This is a genomic window from Roseateles saccharophilus, assembly GCF_031458095.1.
Lineage (GTDB): Bacteria > Pseudomonadota > Gammaproteobacteria > Burkholderiales > Burkholderiaceae_C > Pelomonas > Pelomonas saccharophila_A.
In genome coordinates, this window is record NZ_JAVDXU010000001.1 from 993,307 (window position 1) to 1,018,093 (window position 24,787).

29 protein-coding genes are annotated in these 24,787 nt (G+C 68.8%); 14 read left to right on the plus strand and 15 right to left on the minus strand.

Features of this window, described 5'->3' with window-relative positions; genetic code table 11:
* The first annotated feature begins 39 nt into the window (after positions 1-39).
* Positions 40-417, plus strand: a complete 378-nt coding sequence (locus tag J2X20_RS04515) for a VOC family protein (RefSeq protein ID WP_310261447.1) — start codon at positions 40-42, stop codon at positions 415-417.
* A 319-nt stretch (positions 418-736) separates the two neighbouring features.
* Positions 737-1,144, plus strand: coding sequence for a CAP domain-containing protein (locus J2X20_RS04520; protein WP_310261450.1), 408 nt, complete (start codon positions 737-739; stop codon positions 1,142-1,144).
* 85 nt (positions 1,145-1,229) lie between these two features.
* Here J2X20_RS04520 and J2X20_RS04525 read toward each other — a convergent pair whose 3' ends face one another.
* Complete coding sequence (locus J2X20_RS04525) at positions 1,230-1,880, minus strand: PEP-CTERM sorting domain-containing protein (protein WP_310261451.1); 651 nt, start codon at positions 1,878-1,880, stop codon at positions 1,230-1,232.
* A gap of 250 nt (positions 1,881-2,130) precedes the next feature.
* Between J2X20_RS04525 and J2X20_RS04530 the strand changes: the two genes are divergently transcribed.
* The 4 genes from J2X20_RS04530 to J2X20_RS04545 are packed head-to-tail and all read left to right on the plus strand — an operon-like array spanning position 2,131 to position 3,952.
* On the plus strand, positions 2,131-2,541 hold the full coding sequence (locus tag J2X20_RS04530) for a DUF6249 domain-containing protein (RefSeq protein ID WP_310261454.1): 411 nt from the start codon (positions 2,131-2,133) through the stop codon (positions 2,539-2,541).
* Entirely contained in the window at positions 2,538-3,101 is a 564-nt protein-coding gene (locus tag J2X20_RS04535; protein ID WP_310261457.1) for an RNA polymerase sigma factor, read from the plus strand. The genes J2X20_RS04530 and J2X20_RS04535 overlap by 4 nt, the downstream gene beginning before the upstream one ends.
* On the plus strand, positions 3,098-3,436 hold the full coding sequence (locus tag J2X20_RS04540; RefSeq protein ID WP_310261460.1) for a hypothetical protein: 339 nt from the start codon (positions 3,098-3,100) through the stop codon (positions 3,434-3,436). The genes J2X20_RS04535 and J2X20_RS04540 overlap by 4 nt, the downstream gene beginning before the upstream one ends.
* Positions 3,437-3,469: 33 nt before the next feature.
* The gene (locus J2X20_RS04545) at positions 3,470-3,952 is read left to right on the plus strand and encodes a hypothetical protein (RefSeq protein ID WP_310261461.1); all 483 of its coding nucleotides are present in this window, start codon (positions 3,470-3,472) and stop codon (positions 3,950-3,952) included.
* A 70-nt stretch (positions 3,953-4,022) separates the two neighbouring features.
* Here the strand turns inward: J2X20_RS04545 and J2X20_RS04550 are convergent, their stop codons facing one another.
* Positions 4,023-4,379 carry an MmcQ/YjbR family DNA-binding protein gene (locus tag J2X20_RS04550; RefSeq protein WP_310261463.1) on the minus strand — a complete coding sequence of 119 codons (357 nt, stop codon included), beginning with the start codon at positions 4,377-4,379 and terminating at the stop codon, positions 4,023-4,025.
* 272 nt (positions 4,380-4,651) lie between these two features.
* On the opposite strand from J2X20_RS04550, the gene J2X20_RS04555 reads away from it, so the two are divergent.
* The 5 genes from J2X20_RS04555 (at position 4,652) to J2X20_RS04575 (ending at position 9,386) form a co-directional block, all read left to right on the plus strand.
* The gene (locus J2X20_RS04555; protein ID WP_310261465.1) at positions 4,652-5,362 is read left to right on the plus strand and encodes an SEL1-like repeat protein; all 711 of its coding nucleotides are present in this window, start codon (positions 4,652-4,654) and stop codon (positions 5,360-5,362) included.
* A gap of 166 nt (positions 5,363-5,528) precedes the next feature.
* Positions 5,529-6,314 (plus strand): tetratricopeptide repeat protein, encoded by a 786-nt coding sequence (locus tag J2X20_RS04560; protein WP_310261468.1) that lies wholly within the window; start codon positions 5,529-5,531, stop codon positions 6,312-6,314.
* Between the two features lie 38 nt (positions 6,315-6,352).
* Positions 6,353-7,270, plus strand: a complete 918-nt coding sequence (locus J2X20_RS04565; protein WP_310261471.1) for a LysR substrate-binding domain-containing protein — start codon at positions 6,353-6,355, stop codon at positions 7,268-7,270.
* 66 nt (positions 7,271-7,336) lie between these two features.
* Positions 7,337-8,491 carry an alpha-hydroxy acid oxidase gene (locus tag J2X20_RS04570; protein ID WP_310261473.1) on the plus strand — a complete coding sequence of 385 codons (1,155 nt, stop codon included), beginning with the start codon at positions 7,337-7,339 and terminating at the stop codon, positions 8,489-8,491.
* Between the two features lie 40 nt (positions 8,492-8,531).
* Positions 8,532-9,386 carry a DUF2785 domain-containing protein gene (locus J2X20_RS04575; protein WP_310261476.1) on the plus strand — a complete coding sequence of 285 codons (855 nt, stop codon included), beginning with the start codon at positions 8,532-8,534 and terminating at the stop codon, positions 9,384-9,386.
* Here J2X20_RS04575 and J2X20_RS04580 read toward each other — a convergent pair.
* On the minus strand, positions 9,383-9,904 hold the full coding sequence (locus tag J2X20_RS04580; protein WP_310261479.1) for a GNAT family N-acetyltransferase: 522 nt from the start codon (positions 9,902-9,904) through the stop codon (positions 9,383-9,385). The genes J2X20_RS04575 and J2X20_RS04580 overlap by 4 nt on opposite strands.
* A 51-nt stretch (positions 9,905-9,955) precedes the next feature.
* Between J2X20_RS04580 and J2X20_RS04585 the strand changes: the two genes are divergently transcribed.
* Positions 9,956-11,113, plus strand: a complete 1,158-nt coding sequence (locus J2X20_RS04585) for a serine hydrolase domain-containing protein (RefSeq protein ID WP_310261481.1) — start codon at positions 9,956-9,958, stop codon at positions 11,111-11,113.
* 12 nt (positions 11,114-11,125) lie between these two features.
* On the opposite strand, the gene J2X20_RS04590 is transcribed toward J2X20_RS04585, so the two are convergent.
* Entirely contained in the window at positions 11,126-11,689 is a 564-nt protein-coding gene (locus tag J2X20_RS04590; protein WP_310261484.1) for an Lcl domain-containing protein, read from the minus strand.
* Between the two features lie 22 nt (positions 11,690-11,711).
* Positions 11,712-13,025, minus strand: a complete 1,314-nt coding sequence (locus J2X20_RS04595; protein ID WP_310261486.1) for a coiled-coil domain-containing protein — start codon at positions 13,023-13,025, stop codon at positions 11,712-11,714.
* A 106-nt stretch (positions 13,026-13,131) separates the two neighbouring features.
* Between J2X20_RS04595 and J2X20_RS04600 the strand changes: the two genes are divergently transcribed.
* Positions 13,132-13,689 carry a YceI family protein gene (locus tag J2X20_RS04600; protein ID WP_310261488.1) on the plus strand — a complete coding sequence of 186 codons (558 nt, stop codon included), beginning with the start codon at positions 13,132-13,134 and terminating at the stop codon, positions 13,687-13,689.
* Positions 13,690-13,887: 198 nt separating this feature from the next.
* Here J2X20_RS04600 and J2X20_RS04605 read toward each other — a convergent pair whose 3' ends face one another.
* The 5 genes from J2X20_RS04605 to J2X20_RS04625 all read right to left on the minus strand — a co-directional run bounded on the left by J2X20_RS04605 (position 13,888) and on the right by J2X20_RS04625 (position 18,606).
* Positions 13,888-16,062, minus strand: a complete 2,175-nt coding sequence (locus tag J2X20_RS04605; RefSeq protein ID WP_310261490.1) for a S46 family peptidase — start codon at positions 16,060-16,062, stop codon at positions 13,888-13,890.
* Between the two features lie 111 nt (positions 16,063-16,173).
* Positions 16,174-16,542, minus strand: a complete 369-nt coding sequence (locus J2X20_RS04610; protein WP_310261492.1) for a hypothetical protein — start codon at positions 16,540-16,542, stop codon at positions 16,174-16,176.
* A gap of 113 nt (positions 16,543-16,655) precedes the next feature.
* Entirely contained in the window at positions 16,656-17,465 is an 810-nt protein-coding gene (locus J2X20_RS04615; RefSeq protein WP_310261494.1) for a cupin domain-containing protein, read from the minus strand.
* Between the two features lie 10 nt (positions 17,466-17,475).
* Positions 17,476-18,189, minus strand: a complete 714-nt coding sequence (locus J2X20_RS04620) for a sigma-70 family RNA polymerase sigma factor (protein WP_310261496.1) — start codon at positions 18,187-18,189, stop codon at positions 17,476-17,478.
* A gap of 9 nt (positions 18,190-18,198) precedes the next feature.
* Complete coding sequence (locus J2X20_RS04625; protein WP_310261499.1) at positions 18,199-18,606, minus strand: cupin domain-containing protein; 408 nt, start codon at positions 18,604-18,606, stop codon at positions 18,199-18,201.
* Positions 18,607-18,691: 85 nt separating this feature from the next.
* Here J2X20_RS04625 and J2X20_RS04630 point away from each other — a divergent pair, with 85 nt between their 5' ends.
* Positions 18,692-19,177: an SRPBCC family protein gene (locus J2X20_RS04630; RefSeq protein ID WP_310261502.1), complete on the plus strand. Its 486-nt coding sequence runs from the start codon at positions 18,692-18,694 to the stop codon at positions 19,175-19,177.
* Positions 19,178-19,408: 231 nt separating this feature from the next.
* Here J2X20_RS04630 and dcd read toward each other — a convergent pair whose 3' ends face one another.
* From dcd to J2X20_RS04655, 5 genes are read right to left on the minus strand one after another with little or no spacing between them, the layout of a single operon-like run.
* On the minus strand, positions 19,409-19,975 hold the full coding sequence (gene dcd, locus J2X20_RS04635) for a dCTP deaminase (RefSeq protein WP_119045551.1): 567 nt from the start codon (positions 19,973-19,975) through the stop codon (positions 19,409-19,411).
* A 17-nt stretch (positions 19,976-19,992) separates the two neighbouring features.
* Positions 19,993-21,552, minus strand: coding sequence for an ABC transporter substrate-binding protein (locus J2X20_RS04640; protein WP_310261506.1), 1,560 nt, complete (start codon positions 21,550-21,552; stop codon positions 19,993-19,995).
* Positions 21,549-23,558 carry an amidohydrolase family protein gene (locus J2X20_RS04645; protein WP_310261510.1) on the minus strand — a complete coding sequence of 670 codons (2,010 nt, stop codon included), beginning with the start codon at positions 23,556-23,558 and terminating at the stop codon, positions 21,549-21,551. The genes J2X20_RS04640 and J2X20_RS04645 overlap by 4 nt, the downstream gene beginning before the upstream one ends.
* A 25-nt stretch (positions 23,559-23,583) precedes the next feature.
* Positions 23,584-24,069, minus strand: a complete 486-nt coding sequence (gene rnhA / locus J2X20_RS04650) for a ribonuclease HI (RefSeq protein ID WP_310261512.1) — start codon at positions 24,067-24,069, stop codon at positions 23,584-23,586.
* Positions 24,066-24,770, minus strand: a complete 705-nt coding sequence (locus J2X20_RS04655) for a class I SAM-dependent methyltransferase (protein WP_409034128.1) — start codon at positions 24,768-24,770, stop codon at positions 24,066-24,068. Before J2X20_RS04655 ends, rnhA begins: the two co-directional genes overlap by 4 nt.
* Positions 24,771-24,787 lie beyond the last annotated feature (17 nt).

Genomic DNA, 24,787 nt, shown 5'->3' on the forward strand with positions numbered 1-24,787 from the left:
GTCAGGCCGGTTAGATTGCGCGCCATCACGGGAGACCCCATGTTTGACCACGTCAAGTTCGGCGTCAGCGACTTCGCCGCCAGCAAGAACTTCTATCTCAAGGCGCTTGCGCCCCTTGGTGTCACTGCGGGCGCTGAAGGCGAGCCGAGCTATGGCATCGAGCTGGTCATCAAAGGCCAGATCACGAGCCTGTGCCTGTTCGAGACCGCGGAGAAGCCGGCCCATCTGCACCTCGCCTTCATGGCGCAGAACCGCCAGCAGGTCGATGCCTTCTACCGCGAAGCGCTTGAAGCGGGCGCCAAGGACAACGGCCCGCCGGGCCTGCGCCCCAAGTACCACGCCCACTACTACGCCGCCTTCGTCATCGACCCCGACGGCCACAACATCGAAGCCGTCTGCCACGCGCCCCAGGCCTGAAGCCGCCCCTCTTTGTGTTGGGATGTTGCCGGCCATCCGGCGCGGCTGCACCCGGTAACCGGGGCCCACGGCGGGCGTGCGACGCTGCTGGCCTATGCGCCAACTTCCCGCTCGCCTTGTTGCTCCCCTCGCTGTCGCGACCCTGGTTTCGCTGACCGCCTGCGGCGGTGGAGGCTCCGATTCGCCGTCCACCACGCCGACAACGCCTCCAGCGCCGGCGCCCGCCCCTTCCCCCGCTCCAGCGCCTTCCCCGGCACCAGCGCCGCCGCCCACCGCGGGCACCCGCATCTCCTGCAACCTGCCCAACTTCGAGGCCGACATGCTGGCCGCCGTCAACGCCCGCCGCCGTGCCGGCGCGACCTGCGGCGCGCAAGGCGCTTTCCCTCCGGCGCCCGATCTGGCCTGGAACGCCGCCCTCACCCAGGCCGCCGTGGTGCACAGCGACGACATGGTCGCGCACAACTTCTTCAGCCACACCGGCAGCGACGGCAGCACGCTCGGCACGCGGGCCACTGCCGCCGGCTATGTCTGGAGCAGCTTGGGCGAGAACATCGCCGCCGGCCAGGCCACCGTCGCCATCGTGGTGGATGGCTGGATGAAGAGCGACGGCCATTGCGCCAACCTGATGAACGCCAACTTCCGCGACATCGGCGTGGCCTGCGTGGCGGGCAATGCCAGCAACACTTACCGCACCTACTGGACGCAGGACTTCGGCAAGGCCCGCTGAGGCCCGGCGGCGCATCCATCAAGAAAAAGCCCCGAGGGCGAGTCACTCAGACTCGCCCTCGGGGCTTGTCAACCTTGGCTGAGGATCAGGCGGTCTTGCGAGCCTTGGCGCGGCGGGCGGCGTAGGCGCCAACCAGGGCCAGGCCGACCAGGGCGGCGGCATCGGGCTCAGGGACGTGATTGGCGGCACCGATCTGGAAGGTGATGAACTCGCCGGTCTGCGCGTCCGTCACCGTGTAGGTGCCGGCAAACATCTGCAGGGAAGCGAAGGAAGAGTTCAGGAAGGTCCAGGTCTGGTCAGGCGACCAGAGCGTGCCTTCCAGGTCTTCGCGCTCGATGCCCAGGCCCGGCAGCTGGGGGCCGCCGCCGTTGGCGCGGATATAGGTCGTGAAGCCCTTGTGACCGCTGTTGACGGTCGTGTTGAAGCTGGACTGAGCCCAGGGACCGTTGGCCGAGGACCAGGCCGAGAAGTTGGTCCCGGCGTGGAAGCCGAAGGACATGTTCACGGCACCGACGCTCGTGCCGCCCATGATGTCGTGATTGCCGTTCTGCTCGACGCCGGTGCCGCCCCAGCCGGACACGGACTGCTGCAGCACGAGCAGGCTGGTGTCGATGGTGCCGGAGGAGTTCATGACGACGTTGGCGCCGTTTTCCGTGAACGTGAAGACGATGCCGGCGTTCGCGCCGCTGCAGAGGGAAGCCGCCAGGATTGCAGCTGCGATGGAAGTCAACTTCATGGCGGATGCCCTCAAAGAATTTCAATGATCCCCAATCAGCAATCGCCATGCCAAATCATTAATTCCATTCAATATCAATGACTTATGAGTACAGACCCCCAACTTCAATCTAGGGGTGTAAATTTTTTCGACATTCAAAACCCATGGATTTGAGGGGGTGCAGCGCCTTTTTCTTTACCGGCTCGAATCCAAACGCCGCGGCCGGGCGCTCCAAGGAAGCACCATCCACTGCTTGCCCCGGAGCCCGCCCATGTTCTTTGACCACTTCCAGGACGTCAGCCCGCTGATGATCCCCATCCTGTCGCTGCTGATTCCCATCGTGGCCATCGTGGCTCACTACATGGGCAAGGCCCACACGGAGCGCCAGCGCCATGAGACCATCCGCGAGCTGGCCCGGGCCGGCCAACCCATCCCGCCCGAGCTGCTCAGCGACGTGCAGGACAGCGACTGGCACCGCGCCAAGCGCGACCAGGCCAACCCCAACCGCATCCTGATTCCCGCCGTCATCAACATCGGCGTCGGCCTCGGCCTGATGGGCATGTTCAACGCCATGATGCCGGGCACCTGGCTGTGGAGCATCGGCCTGATCCCTCTCTTCCTGGGCCTGGGCCTGGTGCTGTACTGGGCCGTCGAACGCAAGCAGCAACCGCCCCAGCCGTGACCTCCGGCGTGCCCGCCGCGCCCACCGAGGCGGCCCTGCAGGAGGCCCGCCTGGTCTCTCGCGCCGCCGCCGGCGACCGCACGGCCTTTGCCGCCCTCGTGCAGGCCCACCAGGGCTATCTGCGCAAGCTGCTGGGCCGCGTCTGCCGCGGCGACCAGGGCCGGGCCGACGACCTCGCCCAGGAGGCCTTTGTGCGCGCCTGGCGCGCCCTGCCCAAGTTCCGCGGCGAGTCGCGCTTTCGCACCTGGCTGACGCGGCTGGCCTATTCCGCCTTGTCGGCCGAGCGGCCGGCCCTGCCCTTGGCGGACGACGCGCCGCCTGAGCTGGGCGCACACAGCGACTTCGCACCGGGCGCCGATTGGCGCATCGACCTCGACCGCGCGATGGCCGAGCTGAGCGAGGCCCAGCGCCACGCGCTGCTGCTCTGCTATGGCGCCGATTTGAGCCACGCCGAAGCCGCCCAGGTGCTGGGCTGGCCCCTCGGTACTGTCAAGACTCAGGTGCTGCGCGCCAAGGCCAAGCTGCGCGAGCAGCTGCAAGCATGGGAGAACACACCATGACGACGATGAATCACGACGACGACAAGCACGACGATTCCGCTTTTGACGAGGCGCTGCGGGATCAGTTGCTGGGCAGTGAAGAGCCCGCCGACGACGGCTTCAGCCTGCGGGTGATGGTGGCGCTGGCGCCCAAAGGCGTGACATCTCAGCAGCGCCGCTGGGCGCGCTGGGTCAGGCGGGCGCAATGGACGGCGATCAGCGTCGCGGCGTTTGGTACGACAGCGTTGATGGCCGACACGAATGGACCGCTGGATACGCCACATGTGGTGGCAGCGGCGGCGCTGGTGGGGCTGCTGGTTTTTTGGTCGGTTCCGAGTCGATGGACTCGGGGGTGATACCTCTGTTGGGCTCACGCAGAATCGCTCCTCATGGAAATGCTCAGTCGTCCAGACCCCTATTCCATAAGGCCCGCCGTTTGCGCACTGATCGCACTCGCTTTCCTGGGCGGTTGCGCGTCCATCGGTCCCGATGTTGACCCAGACTACCTGGCCGTGGCTCGCATCGCCTTTCCCGCGATCGAACGCGAGCCAGGAAGCGTCAAGCTTGTAGCCGGCCCTTGGCTCAGTCTCCAAGCCCAGTCGGCGCTTTCTGCACTGGGCCGGGCTCCGGTGGCGCCCGAAGCGCTTGCGCGCCGAGCCCAAGATGCGCTGCCCCAGGGCTACACAATGCTCAAAGCGTTTGACGTCACCGGCGACAGTGCTGTGTTTGAAGTCAACAATCACCCGAAGTGCGGCTTGGGCTCCAGAGTTTCGATGGCGCGAACCGCGAGCGAATGGAAGGTCGTCGCCACGTCGATCTCCGTCTGCACGACTCACTATGCGCTTGACGCCATCGGCGACGGGGCCGAATAGATATCGCCCCCCGGTGCTCCTGCTCTGCCGACACACCGTAAAGGGCGATGGCGGGTCGATACATGGCGCCTCAGGCCTCGATACCCAGGCTAAGCCTGAGCTTCTTCGGCAACTTTCCCGCCACCAGCCCATGCGAGCGCTTCACCAGCGCCTTGAGCTCCGACAAGGGCAAGGCCTTGGGGTCGGACACCGCGACCCAGTGATAGCGCGCCGCATAGGGCGCCGGCGCAATGCCCGGCAGGCCGGTCAGCTCCAGGAAGCGATGGTCATCCACCTTGATGCTGCAATGCGTCCATTGATCCGGGTGCGGCCCGCCGACGAAGAACATCTTGCCGCCGACGCTGGCGACCCAGTCGGCGCCCCATTTGATGTCCTGGGTGGCGCCGGGCAGCTCCATGGCGAACTTGGCGAGGGCGGCAAAACTCATGTTGAAGCGCGGCGCCGGGCCGATCCGGGTGATGGGATGGCCGCGATTCTCACTTCTGATAGCGCAATAGCGGCAATTTGCGGCATCGCCGCGGCGGCCCGGTCAGGTCGCTGACGGGCCTGCCACGGACAATCCGGGCGATACAAATTGTCACGCCGGGTGTCTGCCCGGAAGCGGCCACCGCCGCCGTCACCCTCGCCTGCCGGATGCTCCTTCAAGACCTGGGCCCGAGCCCGATCAAAGCGCCGCCTGTCACTGCTTTCCAGCGGGGCATGGAACTCTTCCATGCCACGCCGCCGAACTACGAAGCCGCCGCGCGCTGCTTTCGCGCCGCGGCCGACGCCGGCAGCGGCGACGGGCTGGCCATGCTCGGCCTGTGCCAACTGGAAGGCCTGGGCATGCCGGCGGATGCCGAGCAGGGCCGGGTGCTGCTGAAACAGGCTGCGGCACGCCGCAGCGCCCTCGGGCGCTTCCAGCTCGGGCGGGCGCTGATGATCGGCCGCGGCGGCGAGGCCGACGAAGCGGCCGGCCTGACGGCCTATGTGGCCGCGGCCGCGATGGGCCATGCCGAGGCCACCTTCAATCTCGCCAACTGCCTGTTCGCCGGCGTGGGCTGCATCCCGGACCGCCTGGCCGCCAAGTCGCTGTATCTGCGCGCCCGCGCCCTGGGCTGCACGCTGCGCCCGCAGGGGGTGCTGGTGAAGCGCAGCGAGCTGGAGTCGGTTCGCGCCCTGGCCGAGCGCTTCGCCGATCCCAATCGCATGTTCTTCCTCGTGCAGGAGCGCCAGCAGGAGCTGGCCCAGGCCCATGCCGCCGCACCGACCCGCGCGGCGCAGGACGGCGCGGGCGACGCGGCCAAGACCCGCAGCCTGCGCCAGGCCGGCTGGCTGGCGGCGGGTGTCATGGCCGCCATGGCCGGCACCCTGGGCCAATACCTGCGGCCGACGTCGCGGGACGCGGGCCCGACCGAGCTCGACTTCTGACGCCTGGCCGGCCGGGGCGCCGGTAACACCGGCAATATTTCACGCTCCACGCAGTCAACAAGTTACACCTTGCAAGACCCGGGCCCCGCGATCGATGGCGCGGCCAGCAGTTGCCCACAATCTAGGGATTAGGCCTCGCTGGGCCCACATCACAAGACTGCGTTGGATGAACTCCCGAGACCCGGGCCTCGCCCCGACCGTGCCTTCGGCCCTGGATACGCCGGCCATCAACCCGCTGCAGCATGGGCTGGAGCTGTTCCATGCCGTGCGGCCGGACTACGCCCTCGCCGTGGGCTGGTTCCGCGCCGCGGCGGATGCGGGCGATGGCGACGGCCTGGCCATGCTGGGCCTGTGCCAGCTGGAAGGGCTGGGCATGCCGGCCGACGCCACCGAGGCGCGCAAGCTGCTTGAGATGGCGGCGGCACGCGGCAGCGCCATCGGGCGCTTCCAGTTCGGGCGGGTGCTGATGACGGGCCGCGGCGGCCCGGCCGACGAGGAACGCGGCCTGTCGGCCTATGTGGCGGCAGCGGCCATGGGCCATGCCGAGGCCTGCTTCAACCTGGCCAACTGCCTTTACGCGGGTGTGGGCTGCCTGCCCGACCGTCTGGCCGCCAAGGCCCTCTATCTGCGCAGCCGCAACCTCGGCTGCACGCTACGGCCCCAGGGCGTGCGCGTGCAGCAGCGCGAGCTGAAGGTGGTTCGCACGCTGTCGCTGCGCTTCGCCGACCCCAACCGTCTGATCTTCCTGATCCAGGAACGCCAGCAGGAACTGGCCCTGGTGCAGGCCGTGGTCCAGCCCCGCCAGCCGCGCGCGGCCGCCCCCGCCAGGCCCAGGCGCCTGCACAAGGCCGGGTGGCTGGCCGCCGGCGTGGTGGCAGCCATGGCCGGCACGCTGGGCCACTATCTGCGCTCGTCTTCGCGCGACGCTGGACCGACGACCGTCAACTTCTGACGGGCCTGCCCGCGATGGTGGCTGGGTAGGATGCCCCCATGTCCCAGCGCCCCATTCGCCTGCCGTCCCTCGACGCCCTGCTGGCCTTCGAGGCCGTGGCGCGCGCCGGCAGCTTCGAGGGAGCCGCGGCGGAGCTGGCCCTGACCGCCAGCGCCATCGCCAAGCGCGTGGCCGGCCTGGAGGACAGGCTGGACCAGCCCCTCTTCCTGCGCCAGCCGGCCAAGGGCCTGAGCCTCACGCCCGCCGGCCATGAATATCTGCCGCAGGTGCGTCAGGCCCTCGCCCTGCTGCAGGCCATGCCCCTGCATCAGCGCAGCGGGCCACAGCGCGAGCGCCTGCGCGTCAGCTCCACGCCCACCTTCGCACGCCAGTTGCTCGTACCGGCCTTGCCCGGTTTCGCAACGGCGCATCCGCAGATCGAACTCGAGCTGACGCTGTCGGTGCCACTGCTGGCCGAAGGCGACGCGGGCGCGGACCTGGAAATCCGCCATGGGGCGGTGCCGGACGACATCGCCTCCGTCCAGGTGCTGCTGCGCGACCACCTTACGCCGCTGGCCGCACCGGCCCTGCTGGCCCGCCACGGCCGGCTGCAGGTCCCGGCCGACCTGCTGGCCCTGCCGCTGCTGCGAACCCCACTGCAGCCCTGGGCACCCTGGCTGCGGGCCGCGGGGCTGGGCGACGCGCCGGAGCCGGACGACGGCCCCCGCTTCGTCGACCTCGGCCTGACACTGGCCGCGGCCCTGGCCAGCCAGGGTGTGGCGCTGGCCCGGCTCAGCCTCGCCCGCCATGAACTCGCCGAGGGCCGCCTCGTGCAACCCTTTGCGCTGACGGTGCCGGCCGAGCGCCACTACGGCCTGGTGGTCCACCGCCCGAGCCCGGCGGCCGACGCCTTTGTCGCTTGGCTGCACGCCCACTGCCGTACGGTCGAAGCGGAAAACTCTTCCGCCACGGCCTGAGGTTTTTTCCTGGGCGGGCCGCGCCGGGCGGACCTAGCATCGCGGCCTCACTGTGACTTGCCCGCCATGCCCGTCATCACCTGCATCGAAGACCTGCGCCAGCTCGCCGAGAAGCGCGTGCCGCGCATGTTCTACGACTACGCCGACTCCGGCTCCTGGACGGAGACGACCTACCGCGCCAACCAGAGCGACTTCCAGGCCATCAAGCTGCGCCAGCGCGTGGCCGTCAACATGGAAGGCCGCAGCACGGCCGTGAAGATGGTGGGCCAGGACGCGAAGATGCCCGTGGCCATCGCGCCGGTGGGCCTGACCGGCATGCAGCACGCCGACGGCGAGATCCACGCCGCCCGCGCGGCCGAGAAGTTCGGCATCCCCTTCACGCTGTCGACGATGAGCATCTGCTCCATCGAGGACATCGCCGAGCACACCTCGGCGCCCTTCTGGTTCCAGCTCTACATGATGCGCGATCGCGAGGCCATGGCCCGCATGATCGCCCGCTGCAAGGCCGCCAAATGCTCGGCCCTCGTGTTGACGCTGGACCTGCAGGTCATCGGCCAGCGCCACAAGGATTTGAAGAACGGCCTCACCGCGCCGCCGCGGCCCACGCTCGCCAACCTCATCAACCTGGCCACCAAGCCGCGCTGGTGCCTGGGCATGCTGGGCACCCGGCGCCACACCTTCCGCAACCTCGTGGGTCATGTGAAGGGCGTCAGCGACATGCGGTCCCTCTCGGCCTGGACCAACGAGCAGTTCGACCCCCGCCTGTCCTGGGCCGACATCGCCTGGGTCAAGGAGCAATGGGGCGGCAAGCTCATCCTCAAGGGCATCATGGACGTCGAGGACGCCAGGCTCGCCGCGCTGGCGGGGGCCGACGCCATCGTCGTCAGCAACCACGGCGGCCGCCAGCTGGACGGCGCGCCGAGCAGCATCCACGCCCTGCCGGCCATCGCCGCCGAGGTGGGTTCGCAGCTGGAGGTGTGGATGGATGGCGGCATCCGCTCCGGCCAGGACGTGCTGAAGGCCTGGGCCCTCGGCGCCCGGGGCACCCTGATCGGCCGCGCCATGGCCTATGGCCTGGGCGCCATGGGGGAGGAAGGCGTAGCCAAGGCCCTGGCCATCCTGCACAAGGAGCTGGACGTGACCATGGCCTTCTGCGGCCACACCCAGCTGACGAATGTGACGCGCGACATCCTCGTACCCGGGACTTTCCCGACGGCCTGACTTCTTGCCAGCGGCATGCCGGCATGCGCTACTGCAGCGCATGAAGACCAGCGCCGCTGCCACCCTGCTCTCGTCCCTGGCCTTGACCGCAGCCGCGCAGACCTGTGCACCGCCGGCCAACCTGAAGGACGAGACCGACCAGGGACGGATCCAGCAGCAGGCCGTCGCCCTGCTGCCCTGCCTGGGCCACGCCGACCCCACGCTACGTGATGACATCGCCTTCGAGCAGATCGCGGCCTGGGCGCGCGATGGCAAGCTGCAAGCGGCCACGCTGCAGCGCCTGCGCAGCGACCTGGTCGCCGTGCTGGACGCCAAGCCCGACGCCGCCGGCGTGCACCAGCCCTTTGCGGTCCTGACCCTGGCCGAGGTGGCGCGGGCCGACCGGCTCAAGCCCTTCATGACGGCCGAACAGCGCAGCGGCCTGGTGGAGCAGGCCACCCGCTTCCTGGCCGGCGTGCGCGACTACCGCGGCTTCATCCCCGGCGAGGGCTGGCGTCACGGCGTGGCCCATGGCGCCGACCTGGCCCTGCAGCTGGGCATGAACGAGGCGCTGAGCGCGGCACAGCGCCAGGCGCTGCTGGACGCCGTCAGCAGCCAGGTGCTGGCCGATCACCGGCACGCCTACCGCTTCGGCGAGGGCAACCGCCTGGCGCGCGCGGCCCTGCAACTGCAGCTCAGGCTCAAGCCCGACGAAGCCGCCGTGCAGGCCTGGCTGAACGGGCTGCTGCAGCCGCTGAAGTCAGCCCAGGCCTGGGACGAGACGGCCCTGACCGATCTGCACAATCTGCGCGAATTCCTGTGGCCGCTGCTGGCCGGCGCGCTGGACGTGACCGACGCCGCCCAGCGCGAGCGGCTCGTACCACCGCTGCAGAAGACGCTGCGCCGCCTGCCCTAGCTGGCGTGCCGCTCGAAATGCAGGCGGTCGTGCCAGACGCCGCCCAGCTCGAAGCTGCGCAGCGAATGGCCGAACTGGCGAAAGCCATTGCGCAGCAGCACCTTCACCGAGCCGCCGTTGCCCACGCGCGCATTGGCCTCGATGCGCATCAGGCCCAGTTCGGCAAAGGCCTTGGCCAGCACCAGGCGCACGGCCTCGCTGGCGTAGCCCTTGCCGCAGGCCGATTCGGCCATGCGATAGCCCAGGTCGGCCATCTGGAAGTGGCTGCGCTTGACGCCAGCCAGGTTGATGCGGCCCACCAGCTCGCCGGCCTCGGTGCGCACGAGGAACTGATAGCCCTTGTCTTCGGCCGCCTCGCGCTCGGCCAGCGCGATGGCGGCACGCACGCCTTCGGGTGAGTAATAGCCCGCGGGCCGTGAGTTGATGCGGGCCTCGAAGAAGGCGCGGTTGTCGGTCTCGAAGCGCAGCAGCTCGTCGGCGACATCGAGGGTGGGAGGAATGAGTTGAAGCGAGGGCATGACCGGCCTATTTGAACAGCCGTTAGGCTGCGGGCCAGGAGGTTTCCCGCGATGCGCCCGATCCGATTCGCCGGCCTGCTGGCCGCCCTGCCCCTGGTGGGCGCGCTGGCCCAGCCCGCCCTGCCGTCCAGCGCGTCCATCGATGCCGAGGCCGCCCGCCTGATGGCCGCCACCCAGGCCCAGGGCCTGGCCGTGGCCGTCATCGATGGCGGCCAGGTCGTGCACGTGGGCGCCTATGGCAAGCGCAATGCGGCGGGCGACCCGCTGCTGCCCGACACCGTCATGTACGCGGCCTCGCTGACCAAGACGGTGTTCGCCTATGCCGTCATGCAGCTCGCGGAAGGCGGCCGGCTGGACCTGGACAAGTCCATCGCCAGCTATCTGCCCCAGGCCCTGCCCGACTACCCCTCGCAAGCCCGGTACGCGCCCTGGGCCGACCTGGCCGGCGACGCGCGCTGGCGCCGCATCACGCCGCGCATGCTGCTGACACACAGCGGCGGCTTCGCCAACTTCGCCTTCCTCGAGCCCGACGGCAGGCTGCGCATCCACTTCGAGCCGGGCAGCCGCTATGCCTATTCCGGCGAGGGGATGATCCTGCTGCAGTTCGTTCTGGAGAAAGGCCTCGGCATCGACGTCGGCGAAACCGTGCAGCGCCGCGTCTTCGACCGCCTGGGCTTGCGCCGCACCGGCATGACGTGGCGCGACGACTTCGCGCCCAATGTGGCCGATGGCTGGAAGGCCGACGGCAGCCCCGAGCCGCATGACCGGCGCAGCCGGGTGCGCGCGGCCGGCTCCATGGACACCAGCATTGCCGACATGGCCCGCATCGCCGCCGCCCATCTGAACGGCATCAGCCTGTCGGAAAAGGCCACGGCGGCGCTGACCGTGCCGCTGCTGCCCATCACGACGGCCTCGCAGTTCCCGACGCTGCAGACCGAACTGCCGCCGTCCAGGCGCCGCGCCGACCTGGCTGCCGGCCTGGGTGTGGTCACCTTCGAAGGCCCGCAGGGACCGGGCTACTTCAAGGGCGGCCACAACGACAGCACCGGCAACACCTGGGTCTGCGTGAAGCCAGCCAAGCGCTGCGTCGTCATCCTGGCCAATGACGTGAGGGCCGAGCGGGCCTTTCCTCAGCTGGTGCGCTTCATCCTCGGCGAGACGGGCGTGCCGTGGAGCTGGGAGTACGGCAGCCTGACGTTCGTGGACTGACCCCGGCTGCGCTCAAGGCTGAAGGGGTCGCACCAGGCGCACCGACAACTGCTCGCGCTTGGCCATGTCGCGAGGGGCGCCGCCCGGCTGCTCGACAGCCCAGCCCTGCTGCACCGACAGCCGGTCCACCTGGCGCTGCGACGCGCCGCGCTCGACGTTGCGATAGCTGTAGGGATTCACGGCCTCGCTCTCGATGCGCGTGGTGCCGGTCCAATACCAGCCCTTGGGTGCCGCGGGGGCGAGCGTCGCCGCCGCTTGGGCGCGGGCCAGGTGCTCGAAGAACCGCTTCAGCTCGGTGACACGCGGCATGCGCCAGGAGCGGCCTTCGGCCTCGCTGCGGGCCCGTGCCAGCGCCAGAGCCTGCGCGTGCGTGGCGAGCACGGGTTCGCCGCTGCAGCGCCGGCCATCCCATTTCATGCCCTCGACGCAACGCGACCAGGCCAGGCCGGCCGCCGCGTCGATCAGCTCGCGGCCGTCGGCGCTGGGCACCAGGCGGGCCGCTTCGTCAGCGGCCGCCAGGCTAGGCGCCCCGAGGGCCAGTGCCAGGGTCAGGACGGCGATGAGGCTGTGGCGCATGGGATCTCCGCAAGGGGTGAGGTCAGCGTGCCGCGGCGTCGACCAGGGCCCGGGCCTCGGCCTGCGTGACGGGGCCCTGGCCCGCAAGCTCGACGACGACCAAGTAGCCGGCCAGGTCGGCCCTTGCACCGGCCGCGGCATAGGCCTGGGCCAGGTTCAACTGCCGGCTGGCCAGCAGGCGGCCGGTGGCCGGGTCCCAGTCCTCGTTTGAGATCATGCAGCCCTGCTGGGGCGTGCCGGGGAAATAGCTCGTGCCGGCGTAGTAGGCCGGGTTGATGGTGGTGCCATGGACGAGCAGCTCGTCCCGCCCCGCGCGGCCAGCCAGCCAGGCTTCCTTGATGTCGGAAAAACCGCGCCAGCTCGGCGGCAGAAAACTTTCGTAGACGGCTTCGCTCCAGGCGGCCGGCGTCTCGCCATGCTCGAACTCGGCCGGCGTCGCCTCGACGGGCAGCTTGCTGTGCAGATAGGGCGTGGGGCCGATATTGGGATTGGTGGCCGTGCCGGCGCCGACGATGGTGAAGACACCCTGGGGCGTGTTGCCATTGGTGATGGTGCCGGGCAGGCCACTGCGCGACAGGGCCAGCTGAGGCTGGGCGAAGAGACGACCGCCGGCATCGCGCACGAAGCGGCCGTCGGCGCCGCGCACCAGCACCAGGCCCATGTCGGCGCGGCCACGGCGCTGCAGGCTGTAGAGGACGGGGTAGCCCGGGCGCAGCGGCGCCGCGAACAGGTCGGCCAGCGGCGGCTGGGCCAGGCGGACGGTGGCCACGTCGTCCATCAGCGCCACCAGGCGCGGGTCGTCACGCCATTGCGGGAACTGGCGCGGCACGAGGTCGCGGATGAACTCGGCATAGCCCGGGTTGGCGGCCTTCAGCGTGTAGGCCGCAATGGCAAAAGGCTTGCTCGCGGTGAGCTGGGTCAGCAACGGCTGCAGCGCAGGTTCAGCGTCGGCCACATACAGGGCCCGCGCCGCCGTCAACAGGGCCCGCTGATAGTCGGCGTCGCGGCCGGCCAGCGTCGGCAGGGCCTGCAGCAGCAGCGGCCGGGCGGCGTCGATCTCGAGGTTGTACTGGGCCACCAGGTCGAAGAGCCTGGGCAGGGCCGCGTCACGCTCTGGACCGGGCGGCAGGGCGATGCGGGCGCGGATGTCGGCGAGTGCCGCCTCGCGCTGGGCCCGCTCGCCAGCCGTCGACATCGCGGGCCAGCTGAAGTCGCCCGGCCGCAGCGCCAGCAATTCGGTGGCGCTGTAGCGCTTCTCGGGGCCGGGTTGGGGTTTCAGGGACGAGCAGGCCGCCAGGGCCAGGGCCAGCAGGGCGATGAGGAGTCGGCTGTTCATTGGGACAAACAAATTTGCAGGCTGCTGTCGAAATCGCGCGGCCCGCTTCGTCATAGTGTCAGGCAAGCGCCTTTCACCACCCTTCAAGCCATCCCAGGAGACTTCCATGAACCGACTCGCCCTGCTGCCCGCCCTGCTCGCCGCCTCGATGGCCCAGGCCGCACCGGCCACCTATGTGATCGACCCGGCCCACACCTACCCCAGCTTCGAGGCCGACCATATGGGCATGTCCTACTGGCGCGGCAAGCTGACCAAGAACGCCGGCACCATCGTCTATGACAAGGCCACCGGCAGCGGCAGCGTCGACGTGCAGATGGACCTGGCCAGCATCGACTTCGGCCTGGACGCGATGAACGGCTGGGCCAAGGGCGAGCAGTTCTTCAATGTCGCCAAGAACCCCAGCGCCAGCTTCAAGGGCCGTTTCGACAGCGCGCCGGGCAAGCTGGTCGGCGAGCTGACGCTGAACGGCCGCACCAAGCCGGTGACGCTGACCATCAACCAGGTCAAGTGCATGCCGCATCCGCTGTTCAAGCGCGACTGGTGCGGTGCCGATGCTTCGGGCAGTTTCAACCGCGAGGACTTCGGCCTCATCGCGGGCAAGGACTACGGCTTCAAGATGGACGTCAACCTGCGCATCCAGGTCGAGGCCGTGGTCAAGGAATAAGCACCCAACGAAGAACGGCAGCGAAACGCTGCCGTTCTTCTCCTCCAGCAGCAGCCGTGGCACCGGCTTTGCCGGGCCACTGGCTGCTGCCAAGGCCGGAGGCCTTGTCCTTCGCTAGGCACAAACAGTCCTCAGGACTGTTTGTGTCCGAGCTCAGCCCCCTTGAGGGGGAGGCGCGTCAAGCGCCTCGGGGGTGGGCTACTTCACGCCCATCTCATCCAAGAGGCGGGTCGTCTTGTCGACCGTGCTCATCTGCCACAGCATGTAGCGGGCATCCAGGCAGATGCTGCGGACCATCTTGGGGTTGAAGTCCCAGTCCGAGATCACGGCATCCAGCGTGCCGTCGAACAGCAGGCCGACGAGTTCGGCGTTCTTGTTCAGCACCGGCGAGCCGGAGTTGCCGCCGGTCGTGTCCAGCGTGGACAGGAAGTTCACCGGCACCGAGTCCAGGCTCTTCACGTAGTACTTGCCGAAGTTGCGCGCCTTGATGGCGGCCAACTGCTCGGCCGGGGCGTTGAACTCGCCACCGGCTTCGTCCGGGCCACGATGCTTGGCGACGATGCCGCGCAGCGTCGTGAAGGGCGTCCAGTTGCTGCCGTCGCTGCCGGGCGTGCGGCCCTGCACCTTGCCGAAGCTGATGCGCAGCGTGCTGTTGGCGTCGGGGTAGACGGCCTCGCCACGGCTGGCGTGGTAGTCGATCATGGCCTGCTGCGCGCCCGCATAGGCCTTCTGCAGCTTGCCGGCCAGTTCCTTGTCGCGGTTCTCGCGCTTCTCGTAATCGTCGTTCAGGGCCACGGCGAGCTTGATGAAGGCGTCGTCGCTGGCCTTGAAGGCGGCGGCGTCCTTGTCCAGCCAACCCAGGCGGGTGGCGGTGTCGGACAGCTTGCTGCCGGCATACAGCTTGTCGATCTGCGCGCGGATGCTGGCTTCATCCTGGCCAGCCTTCAGGCCCAGGGCGTTCAGCCAGGCTGTGTTCAGCGTGTTGGCGGGCTGGGCCAGGTACTGGGCCAGGAAATGGGCCACCAGGCGCTTGTCGGTCTGCTCGTCGTAGCGGCGCTCCAGCGTCTGCTGGGCGGCACGCTGGCGGGTGGCGTCGCGGTCCTGGAAGCCGGTCTTGCGCTCGGCATCGGGCTTGGCGCGCTCCAGGGCGCCCTCATACAAGGTGTGGGCGGAGTTCAGCAGCGCGGGCGCCATGAAGCCCATCAGCAGCTCGGCGCGGGTGATGGCCTGGCGCTCGGCGATCAGGCTCTCGGTGGCGGCGATGTCGGCGCCATAGCGCTCCTTGCGCTTGGCATCGGCATTGACCCAGGCCTTGAGCTTGCCGAACTCGGCCGACTTGCGGGCCAGGATGTCGCTGCCGTCGTAGCTCTGCTGCTGGCCCTGCAGGTTCTTGAAGTAGTTCTGCAGGCCCTGCATCTTGGCGGCCATCTTGATCTCGCCTTCGCGGCGGCCGGCCGTCTCGGCCTTGATCAGGTCGATGGCCTCGCCCATCACGCGGGTCTGGGTGGGCTGCTGCCAGCCGAAGGCGAAGTCGACCTCGGTGGGCAGGCGGTGGCGGTTGGTGCGGCCCGGGTAGCCGGCCACCATGACGAAGTCGCTGTCGTTCAGCGGGCTGCTCGCCATCTTCAGGTGGTGCTTGGGCAGATAGGGCTTGTTGTCCTTGCTGTAGTCGGCCGGCTTGCCGTCCGGGCCCACATAGGCGCGGTAGAAGCTGTAGTCGCCGGTGTGGCGGGGCCAGACCCAGTTGTCGGCGTCGCCGCCGAACAGGCCCACGCCGGTGGCAGGCGCATGCACCAGGCGCACGTCGCGGATCTCGAGCTGCTTGATGAGCTGGAACTGCAGGCCGCCGAAGAAGGAATAGACGTTGCAGCGGTGGCCCTTGTCGGCCTCGCAGGCTGCCACCAGGCTCTTCTCGGTCGCCTCGATGGCGTCGGTGCGGGCCTTGCCGCTCAAGGCCAGGGTCTTGGCGTTCAGGATGTCGGCCGACACGTCCTTCATGTCGACCGTGACGAGGATGCGGCTGCCGGGCGCTGCGGGCAGTTCATCGGCCAGCGTCTGGGCATAGAAGCCGTTCTTCAGCAGGTCACGGTCGGGCTTGGAGTTGTACTGGATGCTGCCGTAGGCGCAGTGGTGGTTGGTGACCGTCAGGCCCTGGGGCGACACGAAGCTGGCCGTGCAGCCGCCCAGGGACACGACGGCGCCCATCGGGAAGTCGGTCAGTTCCTTGAGCTTGGCCGGGTCCATGGCCAGACCGCCAGCCTTCAGCGGCTTGGCGATCTGCGGCAGTTGCTTGGGCATCCACATGCCTTCGTCGGCATGGGCGGTGACGGCCAGCATGGCCAGGGCCAGCAGCGAAAGGGAGTGACGGGTCATGGAGCGGTTCGGCAAAAAGGCGAAACCGCGAGCGTAACCCGGAGACAGCAAATTGCCCGGGTGAGGAAAGCCAGGCTTCGGCCTGGGGAAAGCCCCGTGATTGGGGGGCGATCAGTGCGCCATGCCAATCCACTCGCCGGCGGACTGGTAGGCCTCGAACAAATCGAGAGCGAGTTCGCGCAGGCCGGGGTGGTCGCTGCCATGGCCGTCGGCCAGGCGCTCATAGGCGTACTGGCGGTCGTAGAGCATGCGCGTGGGGTTGATCACCAGGCCGGCGTCGTTCATCAGCTGGCCGAAGCGCAACAGGTCGCGGCTGCTGACCGGGCCGCTGGCGGTGCCCGCCGTGGTCAGGCCGAGGGCGCGGATGTCGCCCAGATTCACGCCCTGGGCGATCTTGAGGCCGCTCCAGGCATGGCCCGGGTCACCCGCGCCGCGGGGTTCGTCGGCGGGGATGGGAATCAGGTGCAGCGGGATCAGCATGGCGGGCCTCGGCGGACTTCTGGCGTATGCCGCCATCGTGCCGGGGCCTCGGCTTTTCCAAGGCCGGATAAAGCCCGAAAAGACCGGGCTAACTCCGGCTCATCGGGCTCAAGTCAGCAGAACTGCAGGTCGAGGTCGCCGTGGGCGTAGAGCACCACGCCGGTGTCCGTCTCCGTGATGCGGTGACCGGTGCCGGCCGGGGCCAGCTGGTAGTCGCCGGTCTGCAGCAGCACGTCGTCCAGGAAGAGCTCGCCCTGCACCATCAGGCATTCCTCGTCGTGACCATGGCTGTGATTGGGCACGCTGGCGCCCGGGTCGGCGCGGTAGAGCAGCGCCGCCTGGCCGCCACCGGCCCACAGCACGCGGCGGCGGATGCCGGGTGCGAACTCGGGCCAGCCGGCCTCCTGATCGCGCACCAGGGTGCGCTCGACATCACCCTCGCCTTCGGCCTCGCGCACAAAGACATGGGCACCGTCACGGCTGGCAACCAACGGCGTGCTGCCGGCCGGCAGCAGCAGGAAGTCGCGCAGGCTTAAGCGCTCGGCGTCGACCTCGACGCTGCCGCGCAAGACCAGGAATTCACGCGGACCACCCGGCGGCAGCGCCAGGCGGCCGCCGGCTTCCAGCTCGATGACGCTGGCGGCGCGCGGCTCGCCGGGGCGCGGCGCGCGGCCGGTGGGGGCGCGGTAGAGCCAGCGCTGCTGCACGCCTTCGGCCATGGGTTCGGCCTGGGCCTTGCGGCGGCGCACGGTCACCATGCCCTGCTCGGCCTTCAGCGAGCGCTCCAGGCGCTCGCCCAGGCGCTCACCCATGCGGCCGGGCAGGCCCGGGGCGGGCGCGGCCCAGGCACGGGCAAAGGGTTCGCTGAGCAGGGGGCTCAGGTCGTCGTCGGTGGATTCGGGAATATTGGGTTGCGTCGTCATGGCGTTCCCCTCAGGCCGGCAGCGCATGCGCGCCAGTGTCGCCGAGCGCCTCGCGCAAGGTGATCAGCGCACGGCGGATCTGCGACTTGACCGTGCCCAGCGGCAGGCTGGTCTGGCTCGCGATCTCCTCGTGCGACAGGCCATTGAAGAAGGCCAGCGCGACGAGCTGGCGCGGCTGGGGCTTGAGCAGCAGCAGGGCGCGATGCAGCTCGGCATGGCCCTGGGCGACGGCCAGCAGCTCATCGCCCGACTCGGCCGCCGGCGCGGACAGCGGTGCGGCCTCCTCGTCCAGCTCCTCGTGCTGGAAGCGGGCCTCGCGGCGGATGGCGTCGATGGCGCGCGAGCGGGCCATGCCCAGCAACCAGGTCAGCGGGCGGCCACGTTCGGCGTCGAAGCGCGGCGCCTGGCGCCAGACCTGGAAGAACACCTCCTCGGCCACCTCCTCGGCCAGCTGGGGCCGGCGCACCAGGCGCAGCACCAGGCCGTAGACGCGCGACAGCGTGGCTTCGTACAGCGCCAGCAGCGCGCGCTCGTCATGGTCGACGATGGCCTCGATCCAGGCGGCGAGCTGGGCGTCATCCAGGTTCGGGCAGCCCGGCTTGGCACTGGCCGCCTCGGCGACGCAGGCCTCCTCCAGCTCGGCGTCATGCGGCTCGACGTCGTCGAACAGCAGCGCCGGGTTGGGCGGCTCGTCGGCGGCTTCGGTCGGGTGCGGGAGGGTCATGGCGTCTCCTCAGACCAAAAGCTGGTCTACATGCGGCTCGGCGCCGCGTAGAAAGATGGTGGCACCCGTCTGGGTGCTGATGCTGGCGTGCAGGCTGCCGGCGCGGGCCAGGTGGTAGCCCCCGGGGCCGACCTCGGTCTGGCTGCCGACCTTGAGCACGCCTTCCAGCACCAGGCATTCCTCGTCCAGCGGGTGGCGGTGGGCCTCCAGCCGGGCGCCGGGCGCGAGCTTGAGCAGATAGCTCAGAATGCCCTCGTGCTCATGCAAGACCTTGATCTGCACGCCGTCCCCGAAGGGCTGCCAGCCAGACGTGCCCGCGGGCACCGTCAGGTGGCTGTCGTCGGTGTCGGCAACCCGCTCCAGCAGGCGCCGGCGGATGGCGCGGGCCTGGGCGGGGGTGGCAGAGGGCGAGGTCATGAAAGGCCTGTACGCAGCGGTAAGAATTCCGGATGCAGCGTAAACCTCGGCATCTACCCTGGGTAGTGCGGCGTATCCCCTTTGCATGTCTCAAACCGCGTATTTCGATCTCGTCAGCCACTGGCGCCTGGACGCGCCCGTTCCCCAGGTCTGGCAGGCCATCACCCAGACCGAACACTGGCCGCGCTGGTGGCCGGGCGTCGTGGCGGTGAAACGTTTGCATGACGGCGACGCCCAGGGCGTGGGCCGCCAGCAGCAGATCAGCTTCCGCACCGGCCTGGGCTACCGCCTGCACCTGGTGCTTGAGGTGACCGAGGTGCTGCGCGAGGAGCGCCTGCGCGCCAAGGCGGGGGGCACGCTGGCCGGCGAAGGCATCTGGCTGATGAAGCAGGCCGCGCCGGAGGTGGGCGGGCATACCGACGTCACCTTCGTCTGGCGCGTCACCCTGCCGCCGGGCATCCTGCGCTGGACGGCGCCGCTGCTGGCGCCGCTGTTCCGGTGGAATCACAAAAGGGTGATGCGGGCGGGGCGGATGGGGTTGGAGCAGTACCTGGCGATGATGGGAGGGTGAGTCCTGTCCGTGTTTGCGGGCAGAGCGCTGAGCCGGCCCGCCAAGGCGATGTGCTTGCGGCTCAACACCGCAAGCATCGCCGTCCCCTCGGGGGCTGAGGCCGGACACGGCAAGTCCTGTGGACTTGTCGTGCCTGCCGAAGAGCAGCCGCTCTGTCGGCTGCGCGGTCTGCAAGACCGGCTGGGCGTGCCCGCGTTCAGCGGCGCGAGACCGGACGAGGGGCTATCAATTTCAAGCCTTCGGCAGCGTCACCCCCACCTGCCCCTGGTATTTGCCGCCGCGATCCTTGTAGCTGACCTCGCAGACCTCGTCGCTCTCGAAGAACAGCACCTGGGCGCAGCCCTCGCCCGCGTAGATCTTGGCCGGCAGCGGCGTGGTGTTGCTGAACTCCAGCGTCACATAGCCTTCCCACTCGGGCTCGAAGGGCGTCACGTTGACGATGATGCCGCAGCGGGCATAGGTGCTCTTGCCCAGGCAGACCGTCAGCACATTGCGCGGGATGCGGAAGTACTCCATGGTGCGGGCCAGCGCGAAGCTGTTGGGCGGGATGATGCAGACGTCCTTGTTGACGTCGACGAAGCTGTTCTCGTCGAAGTTCTTCGGGTCCACCACCGTCGAGTGGATGTTGGTGAAGACCTTGAACTCGGGCGCGCAGCGGATGTCATAGCCATAGCTCGAGGTGCCGTAGCTGACGATCTTGCGGCCGTCCTGCTCGCGCACCTGGCCGGGCTCGAAGGGCTCGATCATGCCGTGCTGCTCGCACATGCGGCGGATCCATTTGTCGCTCTTGATGCTCATGTCGTTGTCCTTGTTGCTTAGCGCGGCGTGACGCCGTCGAGATAGATGCCGCCGTCGAGGTCCAGGATGAATCCCTTGACCGCCGCGCGCTCGGGCACGGCGATGCGCCCATTGGCGATGACGGTCCAGGGCAGCTCCTGCATGGCGATGCGTTGGGCCTTGGCATAGAGGACCTTGCGGTCTTCCTGCTTCAAGGCCTGGCGGGCTTCGACCAGCAGCTTGTCATAGGCCGGGTTGCACCAGAAGCTGCCGCTGGCCGCACCGCAGGCGAGCTGGCCGAAGGTGTTGGCGGGCTCGGGGTCACCATTCCAGCCGCTCAAGGCCGCGTCGTGTTCGCCGGCGTCAATGCGGCGCAAATACTCGCCCCATTCATAGGTGACGATGCGCGCCGTCACGCCGACCTTGGCCCAGTCGGACTGGATCATCTGCGCCATGCGCTGGCCGTTGGGGTTGTAGGCACGCACGACGGGCATGGCCCACAGGGTGATGTTCAGCGGCAGCACGCCGGCCTTCTCCAGCATGGCCTTGGCCTTGGCCGGGTCGTAGGCCTGGGGCTTCAGGGTCGCGTCATGGGCCCAGTTGGCAGCGGGGATGTTGCTGGTGGCCAAGCTGCCGGCGTCGCCGTAGACGGTGCGCACGATGGCGAGCTTGTCGATGGCCATGTCCAGGGCCTGGCGCACCTCGACCTTGGCCAAGGCAGGCCGCTTGGTGTTGTAGGCCAGGAGGCCGACATTCATGCCCGGCGCGGTGGCGAGCTTGATGGCGGGGTCTTTCTTGAGCTCGTCCAGCTCCGCGGGGCCGACGGGCGCGGCGATGTCGCACTCGTCGCGCTTCAGGCGCTGGGCACGCACGCTGGCATCGGTGGTGATGGCAAAGACCAGCTGGTCGGCGCGCGGGCGCTCGTCCTTGCGCCACCAGGTTGGGTGCTTCACGTAGCGGATGACGCTGTCGGCACGGAAGCTCTTGAACTGGAAGGGGCCGGTGCCGATGGGCATCTGGGCGATGCGCTGGGGCGTGCCGGCCTTGAGCAACTGGTTGCCGAGTTCGGCAGACTGGATCATCGCGAAGGCAAAGCTCAGCGCCGACAAAAAGGACGCATCGCGCTCGGCCAGCGTGAAGCGGACCTGGTGCTCGCCCAGCTTCTCGACTTTGGTGATGAGCTTTTCCCAGCCGAAGGACACCACATAGGGCGACACGCTGGGGAAGGCCTTGGCGAAGGCGCTGTCACGGCTGAGCAGGCGGCCGAAGGTGAAGAGCACGTCGTCGGCATTGAACTCGCGCGTCGGCTTGAAGCCTTCGGCGCTGTGCCAGGTCACACCCTTGCGCAGCTCGAAGGTATAGGCCAGGCCGTCTGGGCTGACGCTCCAGCTGGTGGCCAGGCCCGGAATGAGCTGATCGGTGCCACGCTTGACCTCGATCAGCGTGCTGAAGATGGGCAGATGGGCGACATGGTCGATGCCACTGTCGGTCATCGCCGGGTCGAAGGTCTTGGGGCTGCCCGCGGCGCAGAAGCGCAGCGTGGTGTCGGCCTGCGCGATCAGCGGCAGGGTCAAGAGCAAGGCCGCGAGACGCTTCACTTGACCACCTCTGCTGAAGGCACGAAAGGCAGGATGCCCATGGTCTGGTAGAGGGCCGACGGCGACAGGGCCTGCTCGCCCTTGATGACGAGGGCGATGCGGCGGATGGCGCGGATGTCGGCCACCGGATCGCCGTCGACCAGCACGAGGTCGGCACGCTTGCCGCGCTCGATGCTGCCGATCTCGCCCAGGCGGTCGCTGTACTTGGCGCCGTTCCACGTCGCGATCTTCAGCGCCTGCGCGGCCGGGATGCCGGCCTGCACATAGAGCTCCAGCTCGCGCTGGAAAGCGAAGCCCGGCGTCGCGTCGGTGCCGGCCACCAGCGGGATGCCCGCGGCATGCATGCGGCGCAGCAGGTCCATCATGACCTTCCAGCTCGCCCCCCAGCGCTTGGCCTTGGCCTCGTCCAGGTCGACCTCGGCCGACAGATAGCCGCGCTGCACGACGGCGGGCAGATTGGCCGCCACCATCACATAGCTCGGGCTGGGCTGGCCCTGGCGCTGGGTGTAGGTGGCCTCGAAGGCCGTCATGGTCGCGTCGACGACGGTGCCCTTCTTTTTCAGCAGGGCGATGAAGTCCTGGGTGCGGCGATCGTTGAGCTTGAGGTCGGCCGCCTTGTCACCGACGAGGTTGAAGCGCAGCAGGGTGCGCGTGTCGTCACCCTTGCCGACCAGGAAGTTCAGCGTGACCTGGTTGATGTGGTGCAGCTCGTCGTAGCCGGCCTCCACCGCCTGGCGCGCCGTCATGAAGGCCGGCACATGGCCGCCGGTGCGCAGGCCCAAGCTCCGCGCATGGGCCACCATGGGCTTGACCCATTCGGGACGGATGGAGTTGTAGAGCTTGAGCTGGCGATAGCCGCGGGCGGCATACCAGTCGATGGCGGCGAGAGCATCGGGCAGGTTGTCGGGCACGAAGTCGGCCTGCGACGAGAAGGGGCTCTTGCCTTCGATGAAGCCATTGGCCGCGATGCGCGGGCCCAGCACCTCGCCGCGCTCGATGCGTCCGCGCAGCTCGGCCAGGTCGGCATTGCTGTTGCCGACATCGCGCACGGCCGTCACGCCCGAGGCCAGGTTGAGCAGCAACGCGCTGGCATCGAGATGGGAGTGCATGTCGATGAAGCCGGGCAGCAGGGTGCGGCCTTTGCCGCTGATGCGCTGCTCGGGCGCGGCACTGGTCAGGGCGCCGGGCTTGGCGATGGCCGCGATGCGGCCCTCGAACAGATAGACGTCGGACGGGCCGCGCAGCACGGCCGCTTGCGAGTCGAACCAGCGCACGTTCTCGATGACGGTGAGGCCGGGCAGCGGTTTGGGCAGCTCGGTCGCGAGCTTCTGCAGCCGCGCGATCTGGGCCGCCTTCTGCGCATCGGCCAGGCGGTCCAGCTCGGCTTCGAAGCCCTGCAGCAGCGTGCCGCCCCAGCCCGGGTCCACCTTGGCGAACAAGGCCTGGTTGTCCTCGCGCAGCCAGAGGTAGCTCGGATCGAGGTCGAAGCCCTGGATGGCATAGAGGCCGACCTCGAAGCTGGCGCCGGCCGGCTTCAGTGTCTGCACCCGCTCGATCGAGATCTGGCCCACCGGCAGGGCCGCGGCGCGATGGCCGGGGCGTTGCAGCAGGGTCCTGGCCAGGCGGCCGGCCCAGGCGGGCGTGGACTGCACCGGCAGATAGACGAGGTCGCGCCCCGCCCCGGGCCGCTCGCCCTGGTCGACCGGCGAGCGCCACGCGGCGCGGCCATCCTTGAGCGTGAAGCTCTCGTCGATGCGCGCGCCATAGGTCGACACGCCCTCGGTGCGATAGCTCAGCCAGGCGCCATCGGGGGCGAACTCGACGACTTCCTTCTGGTCGGGGCCGCGGCCGTTGTTGCGGTAGCTGTGGTCGGTCTCCAGCCGCGTCGCCGTCTCGTTGACCAGCAGACGCCCGCAGCTGACCTTGGCACACATCACCGTGTAGGTCTGAGCCTGGGCAGCGCCTGCCAGCATCAGCAGCGCGATCAACGGGGTCAGGAGCTTCATGGGCACGTTTCCCTTTTTGGGGGCTTCAGGTGGCGCGCACTTTACTGAGGGAGGCGACGCCCTTGTTGGCCAGCATGTCAGCGCGCTCGTTGCCGGGGTCGCCGGCATGGCCCTTGACCCAGCGCCACTCCACGCTGTGCAGTTTGCGCAGCGCGTCCAGGCGCTGCCAGAGGTCGGCGTTCTTGACCGGCTTGCCGTCGGCCGTCTTCCAGCCGCGGCGCTGCCAGTTGGTGATCCATTCGGTGATGCCCTTGCGCACGTATTCGCTGTCCAGGTAGACGACGACATCGCAGCTGCGCTTCAGCGACGCCAGGGCCTCGATAGGGGCGGTCAGCTCCATGCGGTTGTTGGTCGTCTCGCGCTCGCCGCCGAAGAGTTCCTTGTCGTGGCCACCGCTGGACAGCCAGGCGCCCCAGCCGCCGGGGCCGGGGTTGCCCTTGCAGGCGCCGTCGGTGTAGATGGTGACCTGGGGCTTCTTGATGGCCAGCGCAGGCTTCGGTGTTTCGGTCATTCTTCTTTGTGGTGATTGTTCAGCGCGACGGCCGGTGCGGTCTTGGCCGCCACGCGCTTGTTCTTGGCCAGGCCGATCATGCGCATGCCCTGCACGCGCTTGACTGCCTGGATGAAATACACGGCGCCCAGCACCGGCCACCAGCGCGAGCCGACGCCGTCGACCCAGCGCCAGCGCTGCAGCCAGGCCTCGGAGCGCAGCGGCGGCCGGTAGATGCCGAAGCGCGCGGCCTCGACGTCGAAGCTCAGCAGCTTGAGCCAGTCGCGCATGCGCCAGTAGCCGATGAAGTCGCCCTCGCGCGGCAGGTAGGGCTCGCCGCGGCGCTTGAGGCGGCCCAGCTTCTGGCGCAGCCCCCAGAGGCTGGCAGGGTTCAGCCCGAAGACGATGAGGCGGCCTTCGGGGCGCAGCACGCGCTCCACCTCGCGCAGCAGGGCATGGGCGTCGCAGGCCAGCTCCAGCGCATGCGGCAGCAGCACGAGGTCCAGGCTTGCACTCTCGAAAGGCAGGGCGTCGAAGTCGCAAAGCAGGTCACGGCCGACCAGCCAGCGATGCGGCATGCGGTTGGTCAACAGACCGTCGAGTTCGGGCAGGCCGAGTTGTAAGGCGTGAAACCCGAACAAATCGGTCACGGCCGCATCCACCTGGGCTTGTTCCCAGGCCAGCAGATGACGGCCGGGCGGTGTCTGCAGCCAGGCTGCCAAATCTATACTCGGCGCTT

Bases quoted from the DNA above. Each gene is read 5' to 3' on its own strand.
- J2X20_RS04520 (WP_310261450.1), top strand. From the start codon at position 737: ATGCTGGCCGCCGTCAACGCCCGCCGCCGTGCCGGCGCGACCTGCGGC.
- J2X20_RS04645 (WP_310261510.1), bottom strand. From the start codon at position 23,558: ATGAAGCTCCTGACCCCGTTGATCGCGCTGCTGATGCTGGCAGGCGCT.
- J2X20_RS04575 (WP_310261476.1), top strand. From the start codon at position 8,532: ATGAAGACCAGCGCCGCTGCCACCCTGCTCTCGTCCCTGGCCTTGACC.
- J2X20_RS04530 (WP_310261454.1), top strand. From the start codon at position 2,131: ATGTTCTTTGACCACTTCCAGGACGTCAGCCCGCTGATGATCCCCATC.
- J2X20_RS04590 (WP_310261484.1), bottom strand. From the start codon at position 11,689: ATGCGCCACAGCCTCATCGCCGTCCTGACCCTGGCACTGGCCCTCGGG.
- J2X20_RS04615 (WP_310261494.1), bottom strand. From the start codon at position 17,465: ATGACGACGCAACCCAATATTCCCGAATCCACCGACGACGACCTGAGC.
- J2X20_RS04585 (WP_310261481.1), top strand. From the start codon at position 9,956: ATGCGCCCGATCCGATTCGCCGGCCTGCTGGCCGCCCTGCCCCTGGTG.
- J2X20_RS04570 (WP_310261473.1), top strand. From the start codon at position 7,337: ATGCCCGTCATCACCTGCATCGAAGACCTGCGCCAGCTCGCCGAGAAG.
- J2X20_RS04630 (WP_310261502.1), top strand. From the start codon at position 18,692: ATGTCTCAAACCGCGTATTTCGATCTCGTCAGCCACTGGCGCCTGGAC.
- J2X20_RS04540 (WP_310261460.1), top strand. From the start codon at position 3,098: ATGACGACGATGAATCACGACGACGACAAGCACGACGATTCCGCTTTT.
- J2X20_RS04565 (WP_310261471.1), top strand. From the start codon at position 6,353: ATGTCCCAGCGCCCCATTCGCCTGCCGTCCCTCGACGCCCTGCTGGCC.
- J2X20_RS04555 (WP_310261465.1), top strand. From the start codon at position 4,652: ATGGAACTCTTCCATGCCACGCCGCCGAACTACGAAGCCGCCGCGCGC.
- J2X20_RS04595 (WP_310261486.1), bottom strand. From the start codon at position 13,025: ATGAACAGCCGACTCCTCATCGCCCTGCTGGCCCTGGCCCTGGCGGCC.
- J2X20_RS04545 (WP_310261461.1), top strand. From the start codon at position 3,470: ATGGAAATGCTCAGTCGTCCAGACCCCTATTCCATAAGGCCCGCCGTT.
- J2X20_RS04515 (WP_310261447.1), top strand. From the start codon at position 40: ATGTTTGACCACGTCAAGTTCGGCGTCAGCGACTTCGCCGCCAGCAAG.
- dcd (WP_119045551.1), bottom strand. From the start codon at position 19,975: ATGAGCATCAAGAGCGACAAATGGATCCGCCGCATGTGCGAGCAGCAC.
- J2X20_RS04525 (WP_310261451.1), bottom strand. From the start codon at position 1,880: ATGAAGTTGACTTCCATCGCAGCTGCAATCCTGGCGGCTTCCCTCTGC.
- rnhA (WP_310261512.1), bottom strand. From the start codon at position 24,069: ATGACCGAAACACCGAAGCCTGCGCTGGCCATCAAGAAGCCCCAGGTC.
- J2X20_RS04620 (WP_310261496.1), bottom strand. From the start codon at position 18,189: ATGACCCTCCCGCACCCGACCGAAGCCGCCGACGAGCCGCCCAACCCG.
- J2X20_RS04600 (WP_310261488.1), top strand. From the start codon at position 13,132: ATGAACCGACTCGCCCTGCTGCCCGCCCTGCTCGCCGCCTCGATGGCC.
- J2X20_RS04610 (WP_310261492.1), bottom strand. From the start codon at position 16,542: ATGCTGATCCCGCTGCACCTGATTCCCATCCCCGCCGACGAACCCCGC.
- J2X20_RS04625 (WP_310261499.1), bottom strand. From the start codon at position 18,606: ATGACCTCGCCCTCTGCCACCCCCGCCCAGGCCCGCGCCATCCGCCGG.
- J2X20_RS04605 (WP_310261490.1), bottom strand. From the start codon at position 16,062: ATGACCCGTCACTCCCTTTCGCTGCTGGCCCTGGCCATGCTGGCCGTC.
- J2X20_RS04580 (WP_310261479.1), bottom strand. From the start codon at position 9,904: ATGCCCTCGCTTCAACTCATTCCTCCCACCCTCGATGTCGCCGACGAG.
- J2X20_RS04560 (WP_310261468.1), top strand. From the start codon at position 5,529: ATGAACTCCCGAGACCCGGGCCTCGCCCCGACCGTGCCTTCGGCCCTG.
- J2X20_RS04550 (WP_310261463.1), bottom strand. From the start codon at position 4,379: ATGAGTTTTGCCGCCCTCGCCAAGTTCGCCATGGAGCTGCCCGGCGCC.